Consider the following 26383-nt stretch of genomic DNA (forward strand, 5'->3'; position numbering starts at 1 on the left):
ATCCTGTCCCCGCAACCAAAATGGTCCCGTGGTGTAGCGGTTAACATGCCTGCCTGTCACGCAGGAGATCGCCGGTTCGATCCCGGTCGGGACCGCCATACATACGATTCTTAAACGAAACAAAAAATTGTTTCGTTTTTTTTATATTATGAGAGTTAATGAAGAATTTTTGAATATATATTAGAATTTTGAAGAAGTATTTCTTGTAAAAAAATTAAAATCAGTAGTTTATTTAAACTATTCCAAAGTATAATACTGTTTGACAATCACATAATGTTTTGAAATGATATAATATGGCAAAGTTAGAAATAGACGAGTTAGAATTTTGGTGGTGAAGTAATTGGAAATTGTTTTACATACAAATACTGAAGAAGAAACTCAAGAAATTGCATTTTTTCTCGGACAACTAGTACAACAAAAAGATGTATTCTTATTAGAAGGAGATCTTGGCGCGGGCAAAACAACCTTTACAAAGGGATTTGCGAAAGGTCTTGATGTAAAAAGAACGGTTAATAGTCCAACTTTTAATATTATTAAAGAATATAAAGGTAGAATTCCTTTATATCATATGGATGTGTACCGTTTAGAAGGTAGTAATGAAGATTTAGGCTTTGATGAGTATTTTATGGGTGAAGGTGTTTGTGTTGTAGAATGGGCACATTTAATTGAAGATTACTTACCAAATGAATTCTTAAAAATCATAATAACTCATGAAGAAAATGGTAGAATGCTTACTTTTATTCCCCATGGAGCAAGGTATGAATTTATTTGTAAGGAGTTAATAAACAATGACCGTTTTAGCAATTGATACATCCACAAATGTTATGGGGATTAGTTTAATTAAAGACCAATCTGTTATTGGAGAAACGATAACATTTATTAATAAAAACCATTCTGTGCGATTAATGCCGGCAATTAATGCATTAATGGAAGAATGTAATATAAAACCAAAGGAACTAACTAAAATAGTCGTTGCAAAAGGACCAGGTTCTTATACGGGAGTACGTATTGGTGTCACAGTAGCAAAAACATTAGCCTTTACTTTAAGTATTCCAATTACTGGTGTATCAAGTCTAAAGGTATTAGCTGCTAATGGGCGATACTTTAATGGATTAGTTTGTCCAATTTTTGACGCAAGACGTAATTTATTATTTACGGGTCTGTATGATTTTAGAGGGCAAAAAACTAATAGTATATTAGAGGATTGTAATATTGATCGCGGTGCCTGGGTTGAAAAACTTAAGTCATATAATGAACAAATTTTATTAATTGGTAATGATGTATCAATCCATAAAGAGTTTATTATTGAGCATTTAAAAGATAAAGCCGTTTTTGTAAAAGATAGTATGAATAACCAAAGACCAAGTGAACTGTTTACTTGTAGTTTGGAGGAAAATGAGGAATCTGTTCATAATTTTTCACCAGAATATTTAAGGTTATCAGAAGCTGAAGCTAATTGGCTAGCTAGCCAAGAAAAGTAGGAGGATACTATGATCTCATCGGTCGCTTTTCGAAAAATGAATGAAGAAGATTTAGATCAAATAATGGAAATTGAAAAAAAATCATTCGCAACACCATGGACATATGATGCTTTTTATAATGAATTATATTCAAATCAATTTGCCAATTATATAATTGCTGAAGTTGATGAGACAATAATTGGTTATTGTGGACTATGGGTAATCATTGACGAGGGACATATTACAAATATAGCAATTTTACCTGACTATAGAGGAAAAGGTCTTGGTGAAAAGTTACTGCGAGCAGTAATGGAAACTGCTAAAGGCCTTGGAGCAGAAACATTAACATTGGAAGTAAGGGTATCAAATGATGTAGCAAAAGGGCTGTATCGAAAGCTAGGTTTCCAAGATGGAGGAATTCGAAAAAGCTATTATACTGATAATTATGAGGATGCATTAGTTATGTGGGTGAATTTGAAATGATAAATGAAAATGGTTTAATTTTAGCTATAGAGACAAGCTGTGACGAAACTTCAGCAGCTGTTGTTAAAAATGGAAATGAAATTTTAAGTAATGTAGTAGCGACTCAGATTGATATTCATAAACGTTTTGGTGGGGTTGTTCCTGAGGTTGCTTCACGATTACATGTTGAGCAAATCACTTTAGTGATTGAAGAAGCTATGAAGCAAGCAAAGGTCAAATATGAAGATTTAGCTGCCGTTGCTGTTACAGAAGGACCTGGACTTGTAGGGGCATTATTAATTGGAGTAAGTGCTGCAAAGGCAATTGCATTTGCACATGGACTACCTCTTATAGGGGTTCACCACATTGCAGGTCATATTTATGCAAATCAACTAGTTCAGCCTTTACAATATCCATTATTAGCTTTAGTGGTTTCTGGTGGACATACAGAGCTTGTCTACATGAAAGAAGACGGTATGTTTGAAGTAATAGGCGAAACTAGAGATGATGCAGCAGGTGAAGCTTATGATAAGGTTGCTAGAACGCTTAAATTACCTTATCCTGGAGGTCCTCATATTGATCGTCTAGCACAAGAAGGAACTGCAAATATTCCTTTTCCTAGAGCATGGTTAGAAGAAGGTAGCTATGATTTTAGTTTTAGTGGATTAAAGTCCGCAGTTATTAATTATATGCATAATGCTGAACAAAGAGGCGAGGAAGTGTCACCAGCTGATGTAGCTGCTAGTTTCCAAGAGAGTGTAATTGAAGTAATCGTTTCGAAAACAATTAAAGCTGCAAAAGAATATAATGTAAAACAAGTCTTATTAGCCGGCGGAGTGGCAGCTAATAAAGGACTGAGGGCTACATTACAAAATGAAATGAATGAATTAAATAATATAGAATTAATTATACCACCATTATCACTTTGTACTGATAACGCTGCTATGATTGGAGCCGCTGCATTTATCCGTTTAAAACAAGGGAAAATAGGTAATTTGGCATTGAACGGGAATCCTGGATTGGATTTAGAGAATATGTAAGAAGTACTTATTCACAATTTTTTTATAAAATGTGGATAAGTACTTTTTATTTGTTAAGAACTTATTAAACTATGTGCACAAAAATGTGTATAACATTGATGTTTTTCTGTGGATAATGTGTATAAACCTGTGTAAAAGCTAAATTACAAATGAATATTTGTGGATAATTATGTATATAAGAAAAACGGATAGCTAAAAGCATATCCGTTTAATCACTATTCTTGTAAGTTCTCCCATTCTTCCATTAGGTCTATTAACTTAGTTTCGATATCATTTTTCTTACTCGTTAATTCTTGTACTAATTGAAAATCACCGTAAACTTCTGGCTTACATAATTCTAGTTCGATTGTTTCTATATCAAGCTCAAATTGCGAGATATTGCTTTCGATTTCCTCAATACGACGCTGGGTTTGGCGAAGTTTTTTCTTAAGTTCTTTGTCTTGTTGATAATCAGTAAGTGGTTGGGACGACTGTTTAACTTGTTCTAATGTAGCTTCTTTTTCAGCCTGTGCTTTTTCGAATGCTTCATTTTTCTTAAATCGATAATAGTCATAATCACCTAAATAAATTGTTAATCCTTCTTTTGCTAGTTCAAAAGTTTTTGTGGATAATCTGTTCATAAAATAGCGATCATGAGAAACAAATAAAATCGTACCAGGATAATCTAACAAAGCATTTTCTAACACTTCTTTACTATCCAAGTCTAAATGGTTAGTAGGCTCATCAAGAATTAGGAAATTAGCTTTCTTCATCATAAGCTTTGCTAAAGCTAATCTTGCTTTTTCCCCACCGCTTAAAGAGGTAACGATTTTAGTTACATCATCACCAGAAAATAAAAAATTACCTAATATTGTTCTAATTTCTTGTTCAGGCTTTAATGGATAATCATCCCAAAGCTCGTCTAAAACTCTCTTGTTAGAAGTTAATTTGGCTTGCTCTTGATCATAGTAACCGACCGAAACATTTGCACCAAAATCAATCGTTCCCTGTAACTTTTCTAAATCACCAATAATTGTCTTAAGTAATGTCGATTTTCCTACACCATTTGGACCGACTAAAGCGACACTGTCTCCACGATTCAATACGAATTTCATTGTTTGATTAATTGTAGGGATACGATTATAACCAATAAATAAATCCTGTACAGACAATACGTCATTTCCACTTTGCTTTTCGATTGTAAATGAAAAATTAGCTGAAGAATCATCTCCAAGTGGCTTGTCTATTCGCACCATTCGATCTAATTGTTTTCTACGACTTTGTGCTCTTTTAGTAGTAGAGGCACGTGCAATATTACGTTGTACAAAATCTTCAAGCTTAGCGATTTCCTCTTGTTGTTTTTCAAATTGTTTAAGTTCTTGTTCGTATTGTGCAGCTTTTAGATCTAGATACTTACTGTAGTTACCAACAAATCTTTGATGTTTATGGTTTGATATCTCATAAACAATATTAACAACTTGATCAAGGAAATATCTGTCATGCGAAACAATTAGAACTGCACCAGGATAGGACTGTAAATAACGTTCTAACCAACTAAGTGTATCAATATCCAAGTGGTTCGTAGGTTCGTCCAAAATTAATAAATCAGGCTTCGTCAATAATAGTTTACCTAGAGCCAATCTGGTCTTTTGTCCACCGCTCAATGAAGAAATTTTTGTTTGATAATCTTCATTACTAAAACCTAAACCACTTATAATGGAACGAATATCAGCTTCAAATTGGTAACCACCGTTTTCTTTGAAGGTATATTGAAGGTGATCATATTCATTCATAATCTTGTCATACACAGCCTGATTAGAGTAGACATCCTCTTGAGTCATTTTAAGCTCTAATCTTCTCATATTCTCCTGCATCTCAACTAAATGATTAAATACTGAATAATATTCTTCCCAAATCGTTTTATCGCTTTGTAAACCAGAGTTTTGGGCTAAATAGCCTACAGTAACATCTTTAGGCTTATTTATTTCACCGCCATCATAAGACAAATCACCAGCTATTATTTTCAGTAATGTCGATTTACCGGCACCATTACGTCCAACAATCGCAACTCGATCATTAGTTTGAACTTCTAATTTTATATTTGAAAGAATAATGTCACTACCAAAATATTTTGAGACATTATTTACTTGTAAAAGAATCATTGATAACACCTCATTGCAAAATTTTTTAACTATGTAACTGTAGACTGTCAAAATTCTTAAATATAGTGTATATTTTACATTAGAACAAGTACTTTATTACTAAAATAAAGTCAAATTACACACCATAGTAAAAAGAATTACAGTAAGTGGGGGATTAAAAAATGGATTCGGAACAAATTAAAATTCCACAAGCTACTGCTAAACGTCTACCTTTATATTACCGTTTTATAAAGAATTTGTCTTTATCAGGTAAACAAAGAGTTTCTTCAGCAGAGTTAAGTGAAGCAGTAAAGGTAGATTCGGCTACAATCAGAAGAGATTTTTCTTATTTTGGAGCGCTTGGTAAAAAGGGATATGGCTATAACGTAAATTATTTACTAACTTTTTTCTCGAAAGCGCTTAACCAACATGAAGTGATGAAGGTTGCATTAATTGGTGTAGGTAATTTAGGAACTGCATTCTTACATTATAATTTTATAAAAAATAATAATACCAAAATTGAAATGGCATTTGATATTGATCCGAATAAAATTGGTACTGAAATAGGTGGAGTACCTGTTTATAATCTAGATAATCTAGAAGAAGTTATGAACGACGATATACAAATCGTTATATTAACTGTTCCTGCACCTGTAGCACAATCAATAGCAGATCGATTAAATGGAAAAAATATTAGAGGAATCTTGAATTTTACTCCTGCACGTATTAGTGTACCAGAGCATATTCGCATACATCATATAGATTTAGCAGTTGAACTGCAAACACTGGCCTATTTTTTACAACAATAAATGGAAATAAAAAACCCCCACGATTGGGGGTTTTTTTAATGTAAATTAATCTGTTGGAAAACTACAAATGAGTTCATTAACATATGTGTTAAAATTGGAACCATAATGGAGTTTGTACGTTTGTATAAGTAACAAAATACAAATCCGATTAGAAAGTAAGATAAAAAGAATGGTAAGTCTCCGTGCATAAACGAGAAGATTGTAGAACTGATCCCAGCAGCAACAATAAATGGTAATCGCTTATAGAGCTTCTTAAAAATGATTCGACGAAATATAATCTCTTCCAATATCGGTGCAACTAGGCTTGGTATAATAATAAATGCAGGATTAAGCTTAGCGATTTTTAAGATATTTTGAGTATTTTCTGATCCCTGGTGTAATTCGAATACATAAATTAAAATTAAATTACAAACAATTTGAGTTAGCATTGTAATGAAATAACCTAAAATAACCCAATTAATGATTGTACGATAATTCGTTTTAAGATTCTTCATTCCTTCATAAATAGGCTTATGTAATAAGATAAGTATAATAATTAATCCAGTTACGAAGCTAATACAGCCCCATAATGCCACCGCTTCAAGAGAAGCAATTTTCCGATCCACTCCAGCATATAAAGCACTATTCAATAAATAGGGAACTCCAAATACTGCTGAATATTGAATAACGGCATACGTTAACAAAATCCATAAATCTCTAGTTTTCAATACGATAGCTCCTTTGTGTTGATATTTTTCATAACCCAAAGGTTTATAACAACATGTACATTATTTTACTCGTTTCTTTAGTTTCTTAAAAGAAATTTACACTTTTTATTTTATTTTTAAATTGTAAAAATAAAACTTATTAAATTTCGACAAGAAAAGTGCCTGCTTCGGACTTGCAAAATTTTTTGATATTATTTAAACTAATAATTGTGTTAGCACTCAATATACATGAGTGCTAAAAAATAATGATTTGATTATTGAGGAGGTATTACACATGTTAAAGCCATTAGGTGATCGTGTTGTAATTGAGCTTGTTGAGTCTGAAGAAAAAACTGCTAGTGGTATCGTGTTACCAGGTAGTGCACAAGAAAAGCCACAAGAAGGCAAAGTTGTTGCAGTAGGTACTGGACGTGTACTTGAAAATGGTGAGCGCGTTGCTTTAGAAGTATCTGTAGGTGACCGCATTATCTTCTCTAAATACTCAGGTACAGAAGTTAAATATGGTGGTACTGAATACTTAGTACTTCGCGAAAACGATATTCTAGCAATCATAGGTTAATAAAATACTTAAATTAAAAAATATAATTTTTAAATTATAAGGAGGTCATTTACATGGCAAAGGACATTAGATTTGGTGAAGAAGCACGTCGCGCAATGCTACGTGGTGTAGACGCTTTAGCTGATGCTGTAAAAGTAACTTTAGGACCAAAAGGACGTAACGTAGTTCTTGAAAAAAAATTCGGTTCTCCATTAATTACAAATGATGGTGTTACAATCGCAAAAGAAATCGAATTAGAAGATGCATTCGAAAACATGGGTGCAAAATTAGTAGCAGAAGTTGCTAGCAAAACGAACGATGTTGCTGGGGACGGTACAACTACTGCGACAGTGTTAGCGCAAGCTATGATTCGTGAAGGTCTTAAAAACGTAACTGCTGGTGCAAACCCAATGGGTATCCGTAAAGGTATCGAAAAAGCGGTTGCTGTAGCAATCGAAGAATTACAAACAATCTCAAAACCAATTGAAGGCAAAGAGTCAATCGCACAAGTTGCTGCAATTTCTTCAGCGGATCCAGAAGTAGGTCAATTAATTGCTGAAGCAATGGAGCGCGTTGGTAACGACGGAGTTATTACTCTTGAAGAGTCAAAAGGTTTCACAACTGAATTAGAAGTAGTAGAAGGTATGCAATTTGACCGAGGATACTCTTCACCATACATGGTTACAAATTCAGAGAAAATGGTTGCTGAATTAGAAAACCCATATATTTTAATTACAGATAAAAAAGTAACTAATATCCAAGAAATCTTACCAGTACTTGAACAAGTTGTTCAACAAGGTAAGCCACTATTAATCATTGCTGAAGATGTTGAAGGTGAAGCACAAGCAACAATCATCGTAAACAAATTACGTGGTACATTCAATGCAGTTACTGTTAAAGCTCCTGGCTTTGGTGACCGTCGTAAAGCAATGTTAGAAGACATCGCAATCTTAACTGGCGGTGAAGTGATTACAGAAGAATTAGGATTAGATCTTAAAACAACTAACATCACTCAATTAGGTCGCGCTTCAAAAGTTGTAGTAACAAAAGAAAACACTACAATCGTTGAAGGTGCTGGTGAAACAGCATCGATCCAACAACGTATCGGTGTAATCCGTGCTCAATTAGAAGAAACTACTTCTGAATTCGATCGCGAAAAATTACAAGAGCGTTTAGCTAAATTAGCTGGCGGTGTAGCAGTAATCAAAGTTGGTGCTGCAACTGAAACTGAATTAAAAGAACGTAAATTACGTATTGAAGATGCATTAAACTCTACACGTGCTGCAGTTGAAGAAGGTATTGTAGCTGGTGGTGGTACTGCATTAATGAGCGTATACACTAAAGTAGCTGCAATCGAAGCAGAAGGTGACGTAGCAACAGGTATCAACATCGTATTACGTGCTCTTGAAGCTCCAGTTCGTCAAATCGCTACAAATGCTGGTTTAGAAGGATCAGTAATTATTGAAAAATTAAAAAGTGCGGAAGTTGGCGTTGGTTTCAATGCTGCTAACGGACAATGGGTAAACATGATTGACGAAGGTATCGTTGACCCAACTAAAGTTACACGTTCTGCACTTCAAAACGCAGCATCTGTTTCAGCTATGTTCTTAACAACTGAAGCAGTAGTAGCTGACATTCCTGAGAAAAATGCTCCAGCAATGCCTGACATGGGCGGCATGGGCATGGGCGGCATGATGTAATACTTGTGGAAAACCGTTGATATCAGTGGTTTTTGAAAGGTAATTCGTAGGCATGCTAACATTTTGCTAACATATAAGACCTAATTAGAGGCTTCTCATTAATTGACTAAATTTCTGAGAAGCCTCTTTTTTCATTTCTTTTGTCACATGTAGATACACATCCTTTGTTATTCCGTCATCACTGTCGCCAAAACGTTCCATAATTTGCTCGTGACTAACGCCTGCTTCAGCTAATAAGGAAGTATTGTATTGTTGTTAGGATTATAGAGTGTCTTTGTAATAGAAATAGTTCGATCCTTAAAGTTAATATCTCTCCATTTTAAAGCTACTAATTCTCCAACTCTCATCCCTTTGTAAGCGAGAGTAAGGAAAATTAAGTAATCTATATCTAATCCCTTATCTTTTGCAGTGGCGATAAATTTTGCTAGCTCATCTTTCTCCATGTATTTAGAGAGCTCTTGTTCTTCTAGTTCTTCGATAGTCTTTCTGTCCTTCCTAAGATATGCAAATTCCGTAGGATCAGATTTTATGATTTTCATTTCAAGAGCTTTTCGGAAAATCATGCGACCCTTTCGGTGGACACCATCGAGCGTGTTGTCCGCATAACCTTTCACTTTTAAATCATTTAAAGCTTTTTGATAACGAGGACTTATTCCGTCCTTTTTTCTAGAATTAATTTCCCAAAATAACTTTTTGTTGGGATTTATAGATAAAAATATTAGAATTTTTAAAAAAAACAATTCTAATCCTTAATAGAGAATGGTAAAATGTGGAATGTATTACAAATTTTACAAATTATTGGAGGCTGTTTTAATGAAAAATATTAAAAAAATTCTATTTACAGCGTTTGCAATTGGTTGTTTTACCATTGGAGGGGCAAATGAATCGCATGCTGCTACTAAGACAATTACTAAAAAATCTTCTTATAAAAGTTTAGTTGGGTTAACTGTAGCAACTCATACTGCAACTACAGTTTTTTCTTATGATGGAACAAAGTTATTGTCTAACAAAGCTATTTATACTGACTATTGGACTGCTCCACTTAACGGCGTAAGTTCTACTAGTTCAAAATGGGATTGGTATGACTCATCTTCAGGTAGATCAAATAGCTTAGTTAAATTTTATTTTGGTGTTCCTACACCTTGGGGAGCTGTAGGAAGTAATTATTCATCTCGATTAGTAACTGATGTGTATAAAAACGGTACATGGAAATAATTTTGTTGCAAATTTAAATGTTAGGGGAAAATACAAGAAAATGGATCATATTGAATCAAAAAACATCATCTTCGACTATCCCTCTAAAAAAATATTTAAAGGAATGAGTTTTAAAGCTCATTCCTCTAGTATTACATATTTAGCTGGGGAAAATGGGATAGGTAAAACCACATGGATAAAAATGGCCACAGGAAGATTAAAACCTTTAAGTGGTTCAATTACTTTTGGCGGTAAATCAATTTATGAAGTTAGAGAAAAAATAGCGGTTGTATTAGATGAACCTCCTGTTTATGAAAACCTTAATGGTTATGAAAATCTTATAGCACTATCTGGGATTAGAAAACTAGATAATAAAATTAAATTGGAGTTAGAGGAAAATTTAAAATTAGATAAATTTTTAATGAATACGAAAGCTAAAGGATTCTCTTTAGGCCAAAGACATAGGTTGGCTTTTGCTGCAGCATTAATACGTAAACCTAGGTATTTAATTTTAGATGAACCGACTATAGGTTTGGATCCATTTTCTTGGGAGTTAATTAAATTACAACTACAAACCATGGCTAAAAACGGTGCAACTATTTTAATTACAGGTCATGACTTTGAACAAATTAGTGAAATAGCAGAAAATATCGTAATAATAAAAGATGGTGTGGCACTAGAAGAAAGAAGTATTCGCGAATTAAAAATAAAGTCTAGAAGATATGTTCAATTATTAGTAGATAAACCAGAATTAGTCACTAAAGAATTTGTTGCATCTGAAATTATAAATATTAATAATCAAAATTACGTATGTATTCCAATTATAGAAGAATATGATATTAATTCAATTTTACACGCTGTTTATAAACAAGATATATACATATTTGATATTTTAATTAAAACTCCTTCATTAAAAGACATTTATAAAGAGATAATCAATAAAAAGGAGAAGCAGAAACAGGAGATACCAGCATATGCTTAATAGTGCAATTATAGAATTTAAATTAATTAGAAAATATAAAATAACTTGGATACTTTTTTCACTTTTTTTAATTCTACTTATCTATAGTATGATTTTCTCAATTATGGAAGTTCAAAAATTAGATAATCAAATTTTCCAAGTTTTATCTCATAGCACTCCTTCTGATGGTAAAATAGATATTTCACAACCTTTAGGCGAATTAAAAGAACTTGCTAAAGTAATTAATCCACTAGCATTAGTTAACAATAATCTTATTTTACTCATTATGATTGGATCAATACTATTTGGAATATTTGGTGCTGTTTTAGTTGGTAGTGAGTTCAAACAAAGAACTGTCCAAATACGAGCGAGTCATTATGGATGGGCTCAATCTGTTGGTAGTAAATTAATACTTCTTTTTTTAGTTGCTGTAATGATGTCTATATTTGTATCAATAGTAAGTTATGTCGAGGGCTATTTCTCTTTATTGTGGGCGAAAAAGGAGCTTCACCAAAATGAAGTTATAGGGTTAGAAACTATTAATATAAATGTATTTTATCAAATGGTAATAGCAAGCTTCACATTATTTTTTTATGGAACTTTAGGGTTAATATTTTCTTTAATAACAAGAAGCACTTTAGTTGGTGGGATAATTGCCTTTTTAGTTCCTTATATTGAGAGATTTTTTGCTAATTTTTCTTTAGAGTATTTATTTCCAACAACATGGATAGGAGTACTAATTGAACATAACTTTCTTATATTTCAAAACTCTTTCGCAAGGCCGACAATATTAACTAATGTGGAGATTTCTCCTATAATGTCTCTAATCTTGATACTATTATTAAATATAGTTTTAAGTATTTTTAGTTTTTATTTCTCTAAAAAACAAATTGTATAAATTTAGGAGGGCTTCTTATATGAAAAATAAAGTCGTAAAAATATTAGCAATTATAATATCGATATTATTATTAGGAGTAATTTTGTTTACTTTAGTTTTTAAGCCTGTAAAAAAAGAGACAACTACTAGCACCTCAAGTATAATTAATTTTAAAAGTGTATACACAGATATTTAATTAGAGAATGAGTTGTTAGTATCTTTAATATAATAATTGCTAGTCTTTCAGGAAAGAGACGGCATAAAGTGGTACTCATATTACAAAACAAGTTAGAAATGGTACTAAACAAACTTATTAATTTATTACGAATATGTATTAAAAAGAGTACTTCACACTTGATCAAAAAAAGGTAGATTCTTTATTGAACTTCCTGTTTTTTTATTTTTAATAATATTTGTAGTAATGTTGTAATTTCACCAGCAACTCATAGGTTGTCAAATACAATCCACACATTTGGAATGTGTAACAAAAGCGACGCATATGAAATTTAACGGGTTCGGTTTTGAAGAACAAAATTCGAATTAGAAGTGCTTTTCGCACAGAAATACGCAACTGAATTAGCAAACACTTTAGCAGTAAAATTAGCACGCAAAAAAAGCTCCGAGTTCTTATACTCTGAGCTTTTTATAGTAGTACGTTGTTGTGCATAAGCACCCGTTAGTAATTAAAGGATTATTTCTTTTTCAATATATCGACTATTATATCGGATATTTTTTCCTCCCACGATATCTGGTTCCATGAGACGTAATAGCTTCCACTCTCTCCATTATCTATTAGCCTGACTGCACCACCAACTTTTTTATCTACTTCTGTTAAAGACCAATTCCCTTTTTCGCCATCGAGAAAACCCAGCTCTTTCAAAAGTGAAAATACATCTAACGAACCCGTTATATAAAATTTGCATCGCTATTGTTATAAGAGACATCAAGTCGATTTCATGGAAGTGGTTTTTTATTTTTACGGATCTTATTATTTATGATTTGTGGAGTAGATACAAAGAATTAATAGAACTCATACTTTTAAACTGGTATTAGAAGGAGGGGGATGTATTAAATAAGACTTAGGCTACATTGACTAAGTATTGACTAAATATGTATATTAAATTGATAATAGTAGAAAATTTCCGATGTTATTTTGCGAGTAGATTAAATAACTTTTTAAGGATGATTTAGATGAATTTTGGTTTATATAGAGGGTGTCTTTTTGGTCTCTTATTTTCGATCCCGTTTTGGTTATTCATATTATGGCTTATATTTAGATAGACTCCTAAAATACAATACCCCTTCAAGGAAGTGTAAAGGCTATATAAATAACCTCTTAAAACTTTCTACTTAAAGGGGGGTGCTTGAGTAGTTATACGATAAAGTCATGGAATATCGGTTCAATTAATTCTCCGTTATTTAATTGCCCTCTACTTTTTATCACACATCGAACAAAAGGCTCTACATATATATAGTTTTTATCTTCTCCGGTTTTTATATGTTTGGTTATACTAAAGAATGCCGTCTTTTGACCAGTATTCATTCCAAACTCTACTAACCCCACATTTACCAGCTCGCCATTTATTAATTCCGAGATTAATAATCCCATACCTTGTTTTTTATAGCCTGTTATAAAGTAATTGCCATATCTCCAGTTAATAATTTTTAACCAATTTAGTGATCGGTGTGCCGGGACATAAGTAGAATCTTTTGATTTAGCAACAATTCCTTCTAGTCCAAGGGTTTTAATTTGTTCAAAAAACGTTTTACCTTCAGACTCGATAAAAAAACTTTTTTTGATTGAGTCTTGATCTACTAGAATTTCTGAAAGGACTTTCTTTCGATAAGACAATGGTTCTTTCATTAAATTATTATTTTTAAGACGTAAAATATCAAACACGATATATGTTAAGGGAAATTGCTTACTTCCTTGTAATATTTTATTTTCTTGTATAAAGCTTACTCGATTGGTAGCTGCTTCATAATCCTCTTTTCCGTCACTATAACAAACTAATTCACCATCTAAATAACAATCATCTAAATCGATATTTTCAAGTTCAGGGATTCTTTCTGTGATCTCAGTGCCATTTCGATTATAAAGTTTATTCTTTCCGTTTTGTCTTTCAAGCATCATTCGAACACCGTTTGATTTTAGTTCAAAATAATGATGATCGGAGTCAAATGAATTATCAGCATTTTGTAATAGCATTGGTTCAATAAACATTTTTCATTTCGCTATCATGATTGTTGATTTTCATTATAATCATGATTCCTTTCTTCATTGTCTTATCTAAATTAACATATATTATTGATTTTTCACATAGCATCAGTCGGGTTATTTATGTCTTCCAATTGTTAATTTACTTTTATTTCTTATGTATTTCAAGTCATAACTCGTCTAATTTCACAATAAGATAAATTATCTTCTTGTGAAAAGTGGTGTTATGAAATGGGAAGGAAAAATAATTTCAAAATTACCGAACCAATGTTGAATCAATACTATGATTTGAGTCAAAAAAAGAAGGATATCGAAAACCAGTTAGAAGAATTACAAAAGGTCTTTCATGGATATTTTGATCATCAAGTAGGAATGAATGAAAAAGGTGAACTTGTCATTAATAACTTAAAACTCGAACGAATCATAAGAAAAAGAGAGAAATTTAATGAAGAAAAGACAATTAATAAATTAGAAGAATTAAACTTATCCGATTTAATTCAAATTGTCAAAAAACCAGATGGAGATAAAATTAAGTCTGCTATTAGTTTGGGGTTGTTAAATGAAGAGGATTTAGATGGATGTATATCAGTTAATTCTTCACAAGCAATTTATGTTAAACCATTGAAAACTAAATAGTATTAGTGCAAGGGGAGTATCTAATACTCTCCACAGACTGCCGCCAAACGCTCGCTTTCTTCGTTGCTTCGCCTGTTGAGCGGTGCTCATTACCGTTTAAGGTAACTCCGCTCCTCATCAGGCTTCGCGCCTCGAAAGACAAGCGCTTGCAATCAGTCTGATAATCAAATTTTTGGGACTTTGTCTACACACAGAGGGGAGTATTTAATACTCTCCTTTTTATATTGTAACGAAAATCATCTTTCCGAATACTGTATTAATATACATGTCCAAGTATTCCGAGGTGGATTGTTTTGGACATGCCCTAATAATAGAAAAGGAGTGCTAAATTTGGCAACTTGGAGAAATGATTTTATTTCGATGAACAAGTATACGCGGCCGTCTATTAAAATAAAAGAAGTAAAAAAAATTGTGCTGCATTGGACAGCCAATCCGGGGGCAAGTGCAGAAAGCCATCAGAGGTATTTTAATGGTACAGCGATAAAAAATAAAACATATGCATCCGCTCATATATTTGTTGATTCAAAAGAGGCAATCTGTATTATTCCGCTTAATGAAGTAGCGTATCATGCAAATGATCATTATGAACGAAATAGTAATGGCGGCGTATATAGGGGAGTGCCCGAACTCGCACCAAACGCAAATAAACTTTCAATTGGTGTTGAAATGTGTGTAGAAAGAGATGGTACAATTTCACAATATACATTTTCACGTACGGTTAGGGTAATTGCTGAATTGTGTAAGATGTTTAAATTAACTGCAAATGATATTGTAAGGCATTACGATATTACACATAAACCATGTCCAAAAACATTCATAGATCAGCCAGAGCAGTTTAACGAGTTTAAAACACAAGTCAATGCGATATTAAATCCCCCGAAAACCCCAACAGATTCTATTCCATACCCTGGTATACTAAAGATCGGTTCAAGAGGCGAATCTGTAAAAAAGGTTCAACAAAAACTTAAAATAACTGTCGATGGAATATTTGGTCCCGTTACAGAAAATGCAGTTAAAAAATTTCAGGAAAGTAATGGACTAGTTGTAGATGGAATTGTTGGGAAAAATACATGGGGTAAACTGTTTTAATAAACGTTACCTTATTATTATTCAACAAAAAATCCCTAATACGTTATGATTAGGGATTTTCTTAATGTGGCGAGATGATCTTTAAGCCAACTACAGAGCCAATTACTAATGTAATAAAAAACAGTCTTTTCCATTCACGAGATTCATTAAAGAACAGCATTCCAATTAAAACGGAACCAGCGGCACCTATTCCAGTCCAAATGGTATAACCGGTACCGACGGGGATAACTTTTAAGGCCTTTGATAATAAGTAAAAACTAGTCCATCCAGATAAAATACATAAAATGGAGTAATTAAGTTTTTTAAAATTATTAGATAGCTTCATAAATATGACAAATCCAACCTCACCCAAGCCTGCAATAAATAAAAATAACCAAGCCATTTTATGCTGCATCTCCTTTTTCGATCTTTTTGTCATCTGAAGTTAATTTTAAGCCAATAATTCCAGACAATAATGTAATGACAAGAATGATTTTTAATAGTGAGGCTGATTCATTTAAAAATAACATTCCTATAATAACGGTTCCAGCTGCGCCAATTCCTGTAAAAACTGCATAGGCAGTTCCGATTGGAATATCCCTAATTGCTTTGGAAAATAAATAAAAGCTGAACAAGATCCCAGCTATCGTTAAAATGGTTGGTAATACATTTGTAAATCCTTCTGAGTACTTAAGCCCAAATGCCCAAGCAATTTCAGATACTCCAGCTATTACTAAGTAAATCCAACTCATAAAAATCCTCCCCTTTATAGAAGACTATATTAATTACTTCATTATCTATTTGCCACATTAAACTACCTACCGTTCGTTAGTTAAACGATACACTAAAATCTTATTCATGACAAGTTGCAAAGTTTACACGAAAATTTATTTTTTATGCTGTGAAATATCTTGACCGAAAAATTATACGTGTTAGAATGAGACAATAATACAATATTCGTCATTATTCTTCATATATCCTCGACAATACGGGTCGAGAGTCTCTACCGGGGCGCCGTAACATGCCCTGACTATGAAGGCAGTCTGACTTTGTTTAACTATAAGTCTGATTTTCTGCCTTCTTATGCGTATTTTTCGTATGTAAAAAGAGTAGAAAATCGGCTTTTTTTATTTTTTTTGGGAAAAATAGTATCAGTTTAACTGATACGTTAATTCAATTTTTATAGATGGGGTGACCGTTTTGCAACAACATGACACAATTGTAGTACTAGATTTTGGTAGTCAATATAACCAACTTATAGCACGCCGTATCCGTGAGTTTGGCGTTTATAGTGAATTACGTCCTCATACAATTACTGCAGAGGAAATTAAACAAATGGGCGCAAAAGGGATTGTTTTCTCTGGCGGACCAAATAGCGTTTATGGTGAAAATGCATTTTTCTGTGATGAAGCTATTTTCGATTTAGAAATTCCAATTTTAGGTATTTGCTACGGAATGCAGTTAATGACGCAACATTTTGGTGGAACTGTTGCTAAAGCTGACAACCGTGAATACGGAAAAGCTGAATTAACTATTCAAAATCCGTCTGCTTTATTAAAAGACTTACCTTCAGATCACATAGTTTGGATGAGTCATGGTGATAAAGTAACTCAACAACCAGAAGGATTCGTTGTAGATGCTACAAGTGCTTCATGTCCAATCGCAGCTATGAGTAACGAAGCTAAAAAAATGTACGGTGTACAATTCCACCCAGAAGTACGTCATTCTGAATATGGAAATGATCTATTAAAGAATTTCGTATTCAATATTTGCGAATGTGAAGCAAACTGGTCAATGAAAAACTATATTGAAGTTGAACTAGAAAAAATTCGTAAAACAGTTGGTGACAAAAAAGTGCTTTGTGCACTTAGTGGTGGTGTTGATTCTTCAGTTGTTGCGGTATTAATTCACAAAGCAATTGGTGATCAATTAACATGTATCTTCGTTGACCACGGTTTATTACGTAAAGATGAAGCTGAAGGCGTTATGAAAACGTTTAGCGAAGGCTTCCATATGAACGTAATTAAAGTAGATGCTAAAGAGCGTTTCTTAAGTAAACTTGCTGGAGTTTCTGATCCAGAAGAAAAACGTAAAATTATCGGTAATGAATTTATCTATGTATTCGATGATGAAGCGGCTAAATTAGAAGGTATGGATTTCTTAGCACAAGGAACTCTTTATACAGATATTATTGAGAGCGGTACGGCTACAGCTCAAACAATTAAATCACATCATAATGTAGGTGGATTACCTGAGGACATGCAATTCACGTTAATCGAACCTTTAAACACATTATTTAAAGATGAAGTACGCGCAGTTGGATCTGAGCTAGGTATTCCAGATGCAATCGTTTGGAGACAACCATTCCCAGGACCAGGTCTAGGTATTCGTGTATTAGGCGAAATTACTGATCAAAAACTTGAAATTGTTCGTGAATCAGATGCTATCTTACGTGAAGAAATTGCTTTAGCTGGTTTAGATAAAGAAATTTGGCAATATTTCACAGTATTACCTGACATCCGTAGTGTTGGAGTAATGGGTGACGAACGTACTTATGATTACACTGTTGGTATTCGTGCAGTAACATCTATTGATGGAATGACTGCTGACTGGGCACGAATTGATTGGGATGTACTTCAAAAGATCTCAACTCGTATTGTAAATGAAGTTAAACATGTAAACCGTATAGTTTATGATGTAACTAGTAAGCCACCTGCAACGATTGAGTGGGAATAATACAAAAGGCTACAATCTCTTTTTCAAAAGAGGTTATAGCCTTTTTTTATTTTGAATACACAAAAAAGGTTTATAAGAAAAAATGTCTAATAGAAGATTGTGGGCACATTGGTATCTTCGCTTGGAGAAATGTGCATTTTAGAGATGTAGCTGAGTTTTTTAGAAATGAAATATATACATATTTAATTAAGTTGGAGGTTTGATGAATGAGAATTAAAGGATTTGGTGGTATTTTTTGGAGAACTAATGATATAGAAGCTTTAAAAAAATGGTACAAAGAAACATTGCTAATCTCTCTAGAAGAGTGGAATGGAGCAATTATTAAACCAGATTCAGATAACGAAACAATATTTTCTCTATTTAAAGACGATAGTGAGTATTTTCCAAAAGAACAATCTGTCATGCTAAATTTGCAGGTAGATGATATTAATGAATGGGTAAATCATTTTAATAAAATTGGTGTAAAGTTACTAAAGGATCCTGAAATTAGTGAGTATGGAGCATTTGCATGGATTTCAGATCCAGATGGTAGATGGATTGAGCTTTGGGAGAAGAAATAGGTATAAGTAAATTTTTTGATATGATAAATTTCTCTATTAAATTTTTTATTATGGAGCAGTTTATAGTACAATAATTATTAGAATTTATAGTTTATTAATTAATTTAAATGCCCGGAATGGGAATTTCCAAATGAAAAAGTATGATTCAATAACTAAAATATGGTAAAAACGAACGAAGGCGAATATTTTATTAAAAATGTTCGTTTTTTTTGTTGACACTAATTAAATCTGATTGTAATATAAGGATGTAAATTAAATAAATAATTTGTCATAACTTGTCGTATATGCTAGTGAATATGGACTAGCGTCTCTACCCGCCACCGTAAACGGCGGACTACGAAGTAATGATTTCTGAAAGTTATTAACCCCATTAATTTGCTATTATTCTACTATTCAAGGGTTAATAAGTTCAGAATGAAACTACTCGTGATAGGCGCTTTTACTAATGTGTAAAAGTGCCTTTTCTATTTTATAAAATAGAGACCGACTTTTAAGACTAAAACTTAGGAGGATCACATGAAAGAACGTATCAGTAATTATTTTGAGTTCAACAAGTTAGGCACATCATTTCGTCAAGAAACAATTGCTGGATTAACTACATTCCTAGCAATGGCATATATATTATTCGTAAATCCATCGATATTATCGTTATCAGATATAAAAGATTTCCCAGAAGCTTTAAGAATGAATAAAGAAGCGATCTTTGTTGCCACATCTTTAGCTGCAGCATACGGATCGATTTTAATGGGTATATATGCGAAATATCCAATTGCTTTAGCACCAGGTATGGGATTAAATGCATTCTTTGCTTTTAACGTAGTTCTTGGAATGGGTGTACCATGGCAAACGGCATTAGCTGGCGTATTCGTATCAGGTATCATTTTTATCATTCTTTCATTAACAGGTCTTCGTGAACTAATTATTAATGCAATTCCGATTGAGTTGAAATTAGCAATTGGTAGTGGTATTGGATTCTTTATTACATTTGTTGGTTTGAAAAATTCAGGTATTATCGTAAGTAATCCAGCAACATTCGTTTCATTAGGAAAATTAAATGAACCAGCTGTATTATTAACGATTTTCGGATTAATCATTACTGTTGTATTAATGGCTCGTAAAATAAAAGCTGGTGTATTTTTAGGAATGATCATCACTGCTATTGCAGGAATGATTTTTGGAATAATCGATTTACCATCTTCAGTTGTTGGTCCAGTACCAAGTATTGCTCCAACTTTCGGTGAAGCAATTAAACATATTCCAGATGTTTTCACTTCAGGTAAAATGTTTGCTGTAGTATTAACTTTCTTTATTGTAGATTTCTTTGATGCAACTGGAACATTAGTTGCTGTAGCTAACCAAGCTGGTTTATTAAAAGAGAACAAGCTTGAAAGAGCTGGTAAAGCATTAATGGTTGATGCAACAGCTGTAGTAGTTGGTTCAACTTTAGGTACAAGTACTACGACTTCTTATATTGAGTCAACTGCTGGTGTAGCTGCTGGTGGCCGTACTGGTTTCTCTGCAGTAGTTACTGGTATCTTATTCTTATTAGCATTATTCTTTGCTCCACTTTTAGGAGTAGTAACTGCAGCGGTAACTTCACCTGCATTAATAGTAGTCGGAGTTTTAATGGTTTCGTCAATTGGTCAAATTGATTGGAAAAAATTCGAAATTGCTGTTCCAGCATTCTTTACAATCATTGCAATGCCATTAACTTATAGTATTGCAACTGGTATCGCAGTTGGTTTCATTTTCTATCCGATTTCAATGATCGCTGCTGGAAAAACGAAAAAAATCCATCCAGTAATGTACGTATTGTTTGTAGTATTCCTTTTATTCTTAGTCTATTTCAGAGAGTAGAACCTAAATTAAAAAGAGTCTGTACAAAGAAAATTCTTTCTTGTACAGGCTTTTTCTTTTTTTTTATATTGTGTACTATAAAAAATAAAATACTATAGGAGTCATATTGATGGGTTTTCATGAACAAAAAATTCTACCAGCAGTTAGAAAAATAAAGGATTTAGAAAAATTATTAACTACTTCGTATAAATATATTGTTATTCTTGATATTCATATCGGTCAATTGAAAAGTGTTGTTTCTCTTGCTAAGCAACATGGAAAGAAAGTATTTTTACATGTCGACCTAATACATGGTTTACAAAGTGATGGGCATGCAGCGGAATTTCTTTGTCAAGAATACAAGCCAGATGGATTACTTTCTACAAAATCCAATGTTATTTTAAAAGCTAAGCAAAAAGGGGTTATTGCTATCCAACGGATTTTTTTGATTGATTCTGGAGCGATGGAAAAAAGTTTAGTGCTATTAGAAAAAACAAAACCTGATTATATTGAAGTACTACCAGGAGCGCTAACGAATGTTATTGCAGAGGTAAAAGAAAGAACTGGTATACCTATTTTAGCTGGTGGATTTATTAAAACTGTTGAAGATGTGGATGCAGCTTTGAATGCTGGTGCTACAGCAATCACAACGTCGGACAAAGATTTATGGAAAAAATTCCTAAAATAATGTCCAAAATGTGAAAAATCATGTTGACACCGCTTTCATTTGAGGTTAGCATAAAAGACAAGTTAATAAACGTGACGGAGAAATGAAGAGATCCACAATTAATTGTTTCTATTTATTAATAGAAACTGATTGATTGTGGTTCTTTTTGTTTTTAGGCTCAGTTAATAATTGGTGCGCACTAATATCATACTTAGCGTCTCAATACTTCTTTTCATTAAATCAACAGCCAATATTAACAGAGTTATTATTAAAAAGAATGGCCATTCGATTTATTTTCGTTCACGAGAAAACTAAAATCTTAAATTGAATGTGGATGGAGTGAAATTATGTCAGCATTTTTAGGGGAATTAATAGGAACTGCTTTGCTAATTGTTTTAGGTGGAGGAGTTTGTGCAGGAGTAAGTTTAAAAAAATCATTTGCTAAGGATTCAGGTTGGATTGTAATAACGCTAGGATGGGGTCTAGCAGTTGCAATATCTGTTTATGCAGTAGGAAGTATTAGTGGAGCGCACTTAAATCCAGCTGTTACATTAGGATTAGCTTTTAAAGGCTCATTTCCATGGAGTCAAGTACCCGAGTACATTGCAGCACAAATGATTGGTGCGATGATCGGAGCAACAATTGTTTCTTTACATTACCTACCGCATTGGAAAGAAACAGAAGATCCAGGAACAAAATTAGGTGTATTTGCAACAGGTCCTGCTATACCTAATACATTTGCAAATCTTTTAAGTGAATTGATTGGAACGTTCATCTTAGTGTTTGGTATTTTAGCAATTGGTTCAAATAAATTTGCAGATGGTTTAAATCCTTTTATCGTAGGTTTCTTAATTGTTAGCATTGGTTTATCATTAGGTGGAACGACTGGTTATGCAATTAATCCAGCTCGTGATTTAGGGCCGCGCATTGCGCACTTTTTATTACCTATTCCCGGTAAGGGAGGTTCGAATTGGAAATATGCTTGGATTCCAGTTGTTGGGCCAGTATTAGGAGGATCACTTGCAGGATTATTCTATCAAATTATTTTTGAAGGTAAGCATAACTCTGCAATTATGTATGTAGGAATTGTAACAGTTGGTATTTTAATAGTTTCTTATTTGACAAGTAAAAAGAGTCAAATTCATACAAAAAATAGAAAAGTAGTAGCTTAATGAGGAGATGGGACGATTATGAATAAATACATTCTTTCTTTAGATCAAGGTACAACAAGTTCCCGTGCAATACTATTTAATAAAGATGGCAAAATAGTTCATGTTGCACAAAAAGAATTTACACAGCATTTTCCAAAGCCAGGATGGGTTGAGCATAATGCTCAAGAAATTTGGGGATCAATTTTGGCTGTCATTGCTACTTGTTTAAGTGAAGCAGATGTAAAACCTGAGCAAATTGCAGGTATAGGTATTACAAATCAACGTGAAACAACAGTTGTATGGGAGAAAACAACTGGAAAACCAATCTATAACGCGATCGTGTGGCAATCACGTCAAACGGGTGAGATATGTGATGATTTAAAAGAGAAAGGCTATGGAGAGGTTGTTCATGAAAAAACAGGTCTTTTAATTGATGCCTATTTCTCTGGAACAAAAGTTAAGTGGATTCTAGATAATGTTGAAGGTGCAAGAGAGAAAGCAGAACGTGGCGAATTATTATTTGGAACAATTGATACTTGGCTTGTTTGGAAACTTTCTGGTGGCAATGTCCATGTTACGGATTATTCAAATGCATCGCGTACATTAATGTATAACATTCATGAATTAAAATGGGATGATGAACTACTAGAAATGCTAACAGTACCAAAAAGTATGCTTCCAGAAGTGCGATCTTCTTCTGAAGTATATGGTCATACTGTTGATTACCATTTCTTTGGTCAAAATGTACCAATTGCAGGGATAGCTGGTGACCAACAAGCTGCGTTATTTGGTCAAGCTTGCTTTGGCGAAGGAATGGCGAAAAATACTTATGGTACTGGTTGCTTTATGTTAATGAATACTGGTGAAAAAGCGGTAAAATCTAATCATGGCTTATTAACAACGATTGCATGGGGCCTAAACGGAAAAGTTGAATATGCTTTAGAAGGAAGTATTTTCGTAGCAGGTTCTGCTATTCAATGGTTACGTGATGGTATGCGCATGTTTAAGGACGCTAGTAATAGTGAGGATTATGCTACTAGGGTTGAATCTACAGATGGAGTTTATATCGTACCTGCATTTGTTGGTCTAGGTACTCCTTACTGGGATAGCGAAGTACGCGGAGCAGTTTTTGGATTAACTCGTGGAACAACGAAGGAACATTTTATTCGTGCAACACTGGAAGCGTTAGCTTATCAAACAAAAGATGTTTTATGTGCAATGGAAGCTGATTCTGGTATTGAACTAAAAACGTTACGTGTTGATGGTGGAGCAGTTAAGAACAATTTCTTAATGCAATTCCAAAGTGATCTATTAGATGTTCCAGTTGAACGTCCTGAAGTAAATGAAACAACAGCTTTAGGTGCAGCTTATTTAGCAGGTTTAGCTGTTGGTTATTGGGAAAATCAAGAAACAATCTCAAAACAATGGAATATGGATAAGAGATTTAAACCAGAAATGCAAGATGAAAAAAGAGAAGAACTATACAGTGGATGGAAAAAAGCAATCGAAGCAACAAAAGCTTTTAAATAACATAGTATAGTGTTAAAATAGAAACAAGTTAATATTTCGGTAGGAGATTTAGAGAGACCACAACATGCTATAGAAGAATTTCTATAGTGATGTTTGTGGTCTCTTTTTTTCGTATTTAAGGAGGAAAAGCCATGAAATTTTCAGGTACACAACGAAAAGATGTCTTAAAAACAGTAAATAAAAGAGAATTAGATGTAATCGTAATCGGTGGAGGTATTACTGGAGCTGGTATTGCATTAGATGCTACTACACGTGGATTATCAACAATCGTATTTGAAATGCAAGACTTTGCAGCAGGTACTTCTAGTCGTTCAACTAAGCTTGTACATGGTGGATTACGATACTTAAAACAATTAGAAGTAAAAATGGTAGCAGAAGTTGGGAAAGAACGTGCAATAGTTTACGAAAATGGTCCACATGTCACAACTCCAGAATGGATGTTATTACCTTTCCATAAAGGTGGTACATTTGGCGCATTTAGTACCTCAATAGGATTAAGAGTTTATGATTTCCTAGCTGGTGTAAAAAGAAGTGAACGCAGAAAAATGTTTAATCGTAAACAAACGATCGGAAAAGAGCCACTTGTAAAACAAGATGGGTTAAAAGGCGGCGGATACTATGTAGAGTACCGCACAGATGATGCTCGTCTAACAATTGAGGTAATGAAAGAAGCAATCGCTCATGGGGCGAAGGCAGTGAACTATGCTAAAGTAAATGGTTTCTTATATAAAGATGGTAAAGTTTGCGGTGTAATGGTTTTTGATTTATTAGATGGTGAAGTGTATGAAGTATACGGTAAGAAAATTGTAAATGCAGCGGGACCTTGGGTTGATTCGCTACGTGAAATGGATCATTCAAAGAGAGGTAAAGTACTACAGCTATCCAAAGGTGTTCATTTAGTTATTGATCATAGTCGTTTTCCGCTCGGTCAAGCAATCTATTTTGATACGCCAGACGGACGTATGGTATTTGCGATTCCTCGGGATGGAAAGACATATGTTGGTACAACGGATACATTTTATAATGAAGATGCTGTAAATCCACAAATGACGAACGAAGATTGTAACTATATTATTAATGCGATCAACTATATGTTTCCAACATTAAACATCTCGAAAACGGATATAGAATCAAGTTGGGCAGGAGTACGTCCGTTAATATATGAAGAAGGGAAAAATGCATCAGAAATATCACGCAAAGATGAAATTTGGACTTCAAATTCTGGCTTAATTACAATTGCTGGTGGAAAGTTAACAGGATATCGAAAAATGGCCGAGACGGTAGTCGACTATATAACCGAATTATTAAGAAAGGAAGGATGCAATTCTAACTATATAAAAAGTAAGACAAAACATATGCCAATCTCTGGTGGACATGTAGGTGGAGCATCACAATTTTCTAAATATATTTCTGAAAAAGCCAAAGAAGGAATCAAGTATGATTTGTCAGAAATTCAAGCTGAACGTTTTACAAAATTTTATGGATCCAATGTTGATACGCTATTTCAGATAGCAAGTCAACAAAGAATGGTGGCATATCAAAATAATTTACCTATAGATGTCTTTGCACCGCTGTTATATGCAATAGACTTTGAGATGGTTGTAAAACCAGTCGACTTTTTTATACGTCGTACCGGGGCATTGTTCTTTAATATTCACTGGGTATATGAATGGAAGGACGCAGTAATTGAATTTATGTCAATAAAGCTTGAGTGGAGTAAGGAACAAAAAGCAAAATACACTGCAGAGTTAGAGCAAGCATTAGTAGAAGCAGTAAAACCAATTGAAAAATTAAAGAAGAATGCAACGTTGGCATAAGAATCAAAGGATGCTTCATAAAGAGGCATCCTTTAATTTGTTATATTAAGGTGAATACTGTCACTGTTGTTAGTAAAGTACACGATTAAATGAAACATTCTGAATAATGGTATTTTTATTTTGGTATTGTAATTCATTTAAATAGCTGATATATTATTCTATGTTGTCCCAAACGAGGGAAAACAAAACGAAAATAAAAATCAAAAACATTTAAAAAGTTGTTGACTAAAACAAGCTTTAAATGGTATGATTTAAAAGTCGCTTCTGAGCGACGATAAGTGAACTTTGAAAACTAA

General features: G+C 33.4%; 27 protein-coding genes, 1 tRNA gene and 2 riboswitches. Of the genes, 21 read left to right on the forward strand and 7 right to left on the reverse strand.

All coding sequences use genetic code 11. The features are described 5' to 3' along the window. The first annotated feature begins 22 nt into the window (after positions 1–22). The 5 genes from COC46_RS12940 to tsaD all read left to right on the forward strand — a co-directional run bounded on the left by COC46_RS12940 (position 23) and on the right by tsaD (position 2962). A tRNA-Asp gene (locus COC46_RS12940) sits at positions 23–98 on the forward strand. Positions 99–340: 242 nt separating this feature from the next. Next, on the forward strand, positions 341–808 hold the full coding sequence (gene tsaE / locus COC46_RS12945; protein WP_098810134.1) for a tRNA (adenosine(37)-N6)-threonylcarbamoyltransferase complex ATPase subunit type 1 TsaE: 468 nt from the start codon (positions 341–343) through the stop codon (positions 806–808). After that, positions 789–1481: a tRNA (adenosine(37)-N6)-threonylcarbamoyltransferase complex dimerization subunit type 1 TsaB gene (gene tsaB / locus COC46_RS12950; RefSeq protein WP_098810135.1), complete on the forward strand. Its 693-nt coding sequence runs from the start codon at positions 789–791 to the stop codon at positions 1479–1481. The genes tsaE and tsaB overlap by 20 nt, the downstream gene beginning before the upstream one ends. Positions 1482–1490: 9 nt before the next feature. Further along, positions 1491–1943, forward strand: coding sequence for a ribosomal protein S18-alanine N-acetyltransferase (gene rimI, locus COC46_RS12955; RefSeq protein ID WP_098810136.1), 453 nt, complete (start codon positions 1491–1493; stop codon positions 1941–1943). Beyond that, complete coding sequence (tsaD, locus tag COC46_RS12960) at positions 1940–2962, forward strand: tRNA (adenosine(37)-N6)-threonylcarbamoyltransferase complex transferase subunit TsaD (protein ID WP_369700053.1); 1023 nt, start codon at positions 1940–1942, stop codon at positions 2960–2962. The genes rimI and tsaD overlap by 4 nt, the downstream gene beginning before the upstream one ends. A gap of 215 nt (positions 2963–3177) precedes the next feature. On the opposite strand, the gene COC46_RS12965 is transcribed toward tsaD, so the two are convergent. Beyond that, on the reverse strand, positions 3178–5103 hold the full coding sequence (locus COC46_RS12965; RefSeq protein ID WP_098810138.1) for an ABC-F family ATP-binding cassette domain-containing protein: 1926 nt from the start codon (positions 5101–5103) through the stop codon (positions 3178–3180). 161 nt (positions 5104–5264) lie between these two features. Between COC46_RS12965 and COC46_RS12970 the strand changes: the two genes are divergently transcribed. Further along, complete coding sequence (locus COC46_RS12970; protein ID WP_098810139.1) at positions 5265–5891, forward strand: redox-sensing transcriptional repressor Rex; 627 nt, start codon at positions 5265–5267, stop codon at positions 5889–5891. Between the two features lie 35 nt (positions 5892–5926). Here COC46_RS12970 and COC46_RS12975 read toward each other — a convergent pair whose 3' ends face one another. After that, on the reverse strand, positions 5927–6598 hold the full coding sequence (locus COC46_RS12975; RefSeq protein ID WP_098810140.1) for a CPBP family intramembrane glutamic endopeptidase: 672 nt from the start codon (positions 6596–6598) through the stop codon (positions 5927–5929). Positions 6599–6872: 274 nt separating this feature from the next. Here COC46_RS12975 and groES point away from each other — a divergent pair, with 274 nt between their 5' ends. Both groES and groL read left to right on the forward strand, forming a co-directional pair. Further along, positions 6873–7157: a co-chaperone GroES gene (gene groES / locus COC46_RS12980; RefSeq protein ID WP_025672094.1), complete on the forward strand. Its 285-nt coding sequence runs from the start codon at positions 6873–6875 to the stop codon at positions 7155–7157. Positions 7158–7210: 53 nt separating this feature from the next. Next, positions 7211–8836, forward strand: coding sequence for a chaperonin GroEL (gene groL / locus COC46_RS12985; RefSeq protein ID WP_098810141.1), 1626 nt, complete (start codon positions 7211–7213; stop codon positions 8834–8836). Positions 8837–9066: 230 nt separating this feature from the next. Here the strand turns inward: groL and COC46_RS12990 are convergent, their stop codons facing one another. Further along, positions 9067–9576: a tyrosine-type recombinase/integrase gene (locus COC46_RS12990; protein WP_255294899.1), complete on the reverse strand. Its 510-nt coding sequence runs from the start codon at positions 9574–9576 to the stop codon at positions 9067–9069. Between the two features lie 73 nt (positions 9577–9649). On the opposite strand from COC46_RS12990, the gene COC46_RS12995 reads away from it, so the two are divergent. From COC46_RS12995 to COC46_RS22205, 4 genes are read left to right on the forward strand one after another with little or no spacing between them, the layout of a single operon-like run. Further along, positions 9650–10051, forward strand: coding sequence for a hypothetical protein (locus COC46_RS12995; RefSeq protein ID WP_098810142.1), 402 nt, complete (start codon positions 9650–9652; stop codon positions 10049–10051). A 40-nt stretch (positions 10052–10091) separates the two neighbouring features. After that, positions 10092–11012 (forward strand): ATP-binding cassette domain-containing protein, encoded by a 921-nt coding sequence (locus tag COC46_RS13000; protein ID WP_176545142.1) that lies wholly within the window; start codon positions 10092–10094, stop codon positions 11010–11012. Continuing rightward, positions 11005–11889: a hypothetical protein gene (locus COC46_RS13005; RefSeq protein WP_098810144.1), complete on the forward strand. Its 885-nt coding sequence runs from the start codon at positions 11005–11007 to the stop codon at positions 11887–11889. The genes COC46_RS13000 and COC46_RS13005 overlap by 8 nt, the downstream gene beginning before the upstream one ends. Before the next feature lie 19 nt (positions 11890–11908). Continuing rightward, a complete protein-coding gene (locus COC46_RS22205; RefSeq protein ID WP_176545143.1) occupies positions 11909–12064 on the forward strand; it encodes a hypothetical protein in 156 nt (51 codons plus the stop codon). Between the two features lie 495 nt (positions 12065–12559). Here COC46_RS22205 and COC46_RS13010 read toward each other — a convergent pair whose 3' ends face one another. Then, a complete protein-coding gene (locus COC46_RS13010) occupies positions 12560–12748 on the reverse strand; it encodes a hypothetical protein (RefSeq protein ID WP_098810145.1) in 189 nt (62 codons plus the stop codon). A 492-nt stretch (positions 12749–13240) separates the two neighbouring features. After that, positions 13241–14092: an ATP-dependent DNA ligase gene (locus COC46_RS13015; protein WP_098810146.1), complete on the reverse strand. Its 852-nt coding sequence runs from the start codon at positions 14090–14092 to the stop codon at positions 13241–13243. 225 nt (positions 14093–14317) lie between these two features. On the opposite strand from COC46_RS13015, the gene COC46_RS13020 reads away from it, so the two are divergent. Together COC46_RS13020 and COC46_RS13025 are read left to right on the forward strand one after the other, a co-directional pair. Beyond that, a complete protein-coding gene (locus COC46_RS13020; protein WP_098810147.1) occupies positions 14318–14722 on the forward strand; it encodes a hypothetical protein in 405 nt (134 codons plus the stop codon). A gap of 330 nt (positions 14723–15052) precedes the next feature. Beyond that, on the forward strand, positions 15053–15811 hold the full coding sequence (locus COC46_RS13025; RefSeq protein WP_141550899.1) for a peptidoglycan recognition protein family protein: 759 nt from the start codon (positions 15053–15055) through the stop codon (positions 15809–15811). A gap of 61 nt (positions 15812–15872) precedes the next feature. On the opposite strand, the gene COC46_RS13030 is transcribed toward COC46_RS13025, so the two are convergent. Continuing rightward, positions 15873–16193 carry a DMT family transporter gene (locus COC46_RS13030; RefSeq protein WP_098120708.1) on the reverse strand — a complete coding sequence of 107 codons (321 nt, stop codon included), beginning with the start codon at positions 16191–16193 and terminating at the stop codon, positions 15873–15875. A 1-nt stretch (position 16194) separates the two neighbouring features. Next, entirely contained in the window at positions 16195–16542 is a 348-nt protein-coding gene (locus COC46_RS13035; protein WP_098810148.1) for a DMT family transporter, read from the reverse strand. Positions 16543–16740: 198 nt separating this feature from the next. Then, positions 16741–16843, forward strand: a riboswitch (purine riboswitch). 147 nt (positions 16844–16990) lie between these two features. Here COC46_RS13035 and guaA point away from each other — a divergent pair. From guaA to COC46_RS13070, 7 genes are all read left to right on the forward strand, one after another. After that, complete coding sequence (gene guaA / locus COC46_RS13040) at positions 16991–18526, forward strand: glutamine-hydrolyzing GMP synthase (RefSeq protein WP_369700054.1); 1536 nt, start codon at positions 16991–16993, stop codon at positions 18524–18526. A 206-nt stretch (positions 18527–18732) separates the two neighbouring features. After that, positions 18733–19086 (forward strand): VOC family protein, encoded by a 354-nt coding sequence (locus tag COC46_RS13045; RefSeq protein WP_098810150.1) that lies wholly within the window; start codon positions 18733–18735, stop codon positions 19084–19086. Positions 19087–19344: 258 nt separating this feature from the next. After that, positions 19345–19443: riboswitch (purine riboswitch) on the forward strand. A gap of 171 nt (positions 19444–19614) precedes the next feature. Continuing rightward, the gene (locus COC46_RS13050) at positions 19615–20943 is read left to right on the forward strand and encodes an NCS2 family permease (RefSeq protein WP_098810155.1); all 1329 of its coding nucleotides are present in this window, start codon (positions 19615–19617) and stop codon (positions 20941–20943) included. Positions 20944–21052: 109 nt separating this feature from the next. Continuing rightward, the gene (locus COC46_RS13055; RefSeq protein WP_098810151.1) at positions 21053–21610 is read left to right on the forward strand and encodes a glycerol-3-phosphate responsive antiterminator; all 558 of its coding nucleotides are present in this window, start codon (positions 21053–21055) and stop codon (positions 21608–21610) included. Between the two features lie 326 nt (positions 21611–21936). Then, positions 21937–22761, forward strand: a complete 825-nt coding sequence (locus COC46_RS13060; RefSeq protein WP_098810152.1) for an MIP/aquaporin family protein — start codon at positions 21937–21939, stop codon at positions 22759–22761. 18 nt (positions 22762–22779) lie between these two features. Further along, a complete protein-coding gene (gene glpK, locus COC46_RS13065; protein ID WP_098810153.1) occupies positions 22780–24270 on the forward strand; it encodes a glycerol kinase GlpK in 1491 nt (496 codons plus the stop codon). 131 nt (positions 24271–24401) lie between these two features. Further along, entirely contained in the window at positions 24402–26087 is a 1686-nt protein-coding gene (locus tag COC46_RS13070; protein WP_098810154.1) for a glycerol-3-phosphate dehydrogenase/oxidase, read from the forward strand. The last annotated feature ends 296 nt before the right edge of the window (positions 26088–26383 follow it).

Source organism: Bacillus sp. AFS041924 (genome assembly GCF_002577195.1).
Classification (GTDB): domain Bacteria; phylum Bacillota; class Bacilli; order Bacillales; family Bacillaceae_G; genus Gottfriedia.

Coding starts and splice junctions, on each gene's coding strand:
- tsaB (WP_098810135.1), top strand. CDS start 789: ATGACCGTTTTAGCAATTGATACATCCACAAATGTTATGGGGATTAGT.
- rimI (WP_098810136.1), top strand. CDS start 1,491: ATGATCTCATCGGTCGCTTTTCGAAAAATGAATGAAGAAGATTTAGAT.
- tsaD (WP_369700053.1), top strand. CDS start 1,940: ATGATAAATGAAAATGGTTTAATTTTAGCTATAGAGACAAGCTGTGAC.
- COC46_RS12965 (WP_098810138.1), bottom strand. CDS start 5,103: ATGATTCTTTTACAAGTAAATAATGTCTCAAAATATTTTGGTAGTGAC.
- COC46_RS12970 (WP_098810139.1), top strand. CDS start 5,265: ATGGATTCGGAACAAATTAAAATTCCACAAGCTACTGCTAAACGTCTA.
- groES (WP_025672094.1), top strand. CDS start 6,873: ATGTTAAAGCCATTAGGTGATCGTGTTGTAATTGAGCTTGTTGAGTCT.
- groL (WP_098810141.1), top strand. CDS start 7,211: ATGGCAAAGGACATTAGATTTGGTGAAGAAGCACGTCGCGCAATGCTA.
- COC46_RS12995 (WP_098810142.1), top strand. CDS start 9,650: ATGAAAAATATTAAAAAAATTCTATTTACAGCGTTTGCAATTGGTTGT.
- COC46_RS13000 (WP_176545142.1), top strand. CDS start 10,092: ATGGATCATATTGAATCAAAAAACATCATCTTCGACTATCCCTCTAAA.
- COC46_RS13005 (WP_098810144.1), top strand. CDS start 11,005: ATGCTTAATAGTGCAATTATAGAATTTAAATTAATTAGAAAATATAAA.
- COC46_RS22205 (WP_176545143.1), top strand. CDS start 11,909: ATGAAAAATAAAGTCGTAAAAATATTAGCAATTATAATATCGATATTA.
- COC46_RS13015 (WP_098810146.1), bottom strand. CDS start 14,092: ATGTTTATTGAACCAATGCTATTACAAAATGCTGATAATTCATTTGAC.
- COC46_RS13020 (WP_098810147.1), top strand. CDS start 14,318: ATGGGAAGGAAAAATAATTTCAAAATTACCGAACCAATGTTGAATCAA.
- COC46_RS13030 (WP_098120708.1), bottom strand. CDS start 16,193: ATGGCTTGGTTATTTTTATTTATTGCAGGCTTGGGTGAGGTTGGATTT.
- COC46_RS13035 (WP_098810148.1), bottom strand. CDS start 16,542: ATGAGTTGGATTTACTTAGTAATAGCTGGAGTATCTGAAATTGCTTGG.
- COC46_RS13045 (WP_098810150.1), top strand. CDS start 18,733: ATGAGAATTAAAGGATTTGGTGGTATTTTTTGGAGAACTAATGATATA.
- COC46_RS13055 (WP_098810151.1), top strand. CDS start 21,053: ATGGGTTTTCATGAACAAAAAATTCTACCAGCAGTTAGAAAAATAAAG.
- COC46_RS13060 (WP_098810152.1), top strand. CDS start 21,937: ATGTCAGCATTTTTAGGGGAATTAATAGGAACTGCTTTGCTAATTGTT.
- glpK (WP_098810153.1), top strand. CDS start 22,780: ATGAATAAATACATTCTTTCTTTAGATCAAGGTACAACAAGTTCCCGT.
- COC46_RS13070 (WP_098810154.1), top strand. CDS start 24,402: ATGAAATTTTCAGGTACACAACGAAAAGATGTCTTAAAAACAGTAAAT.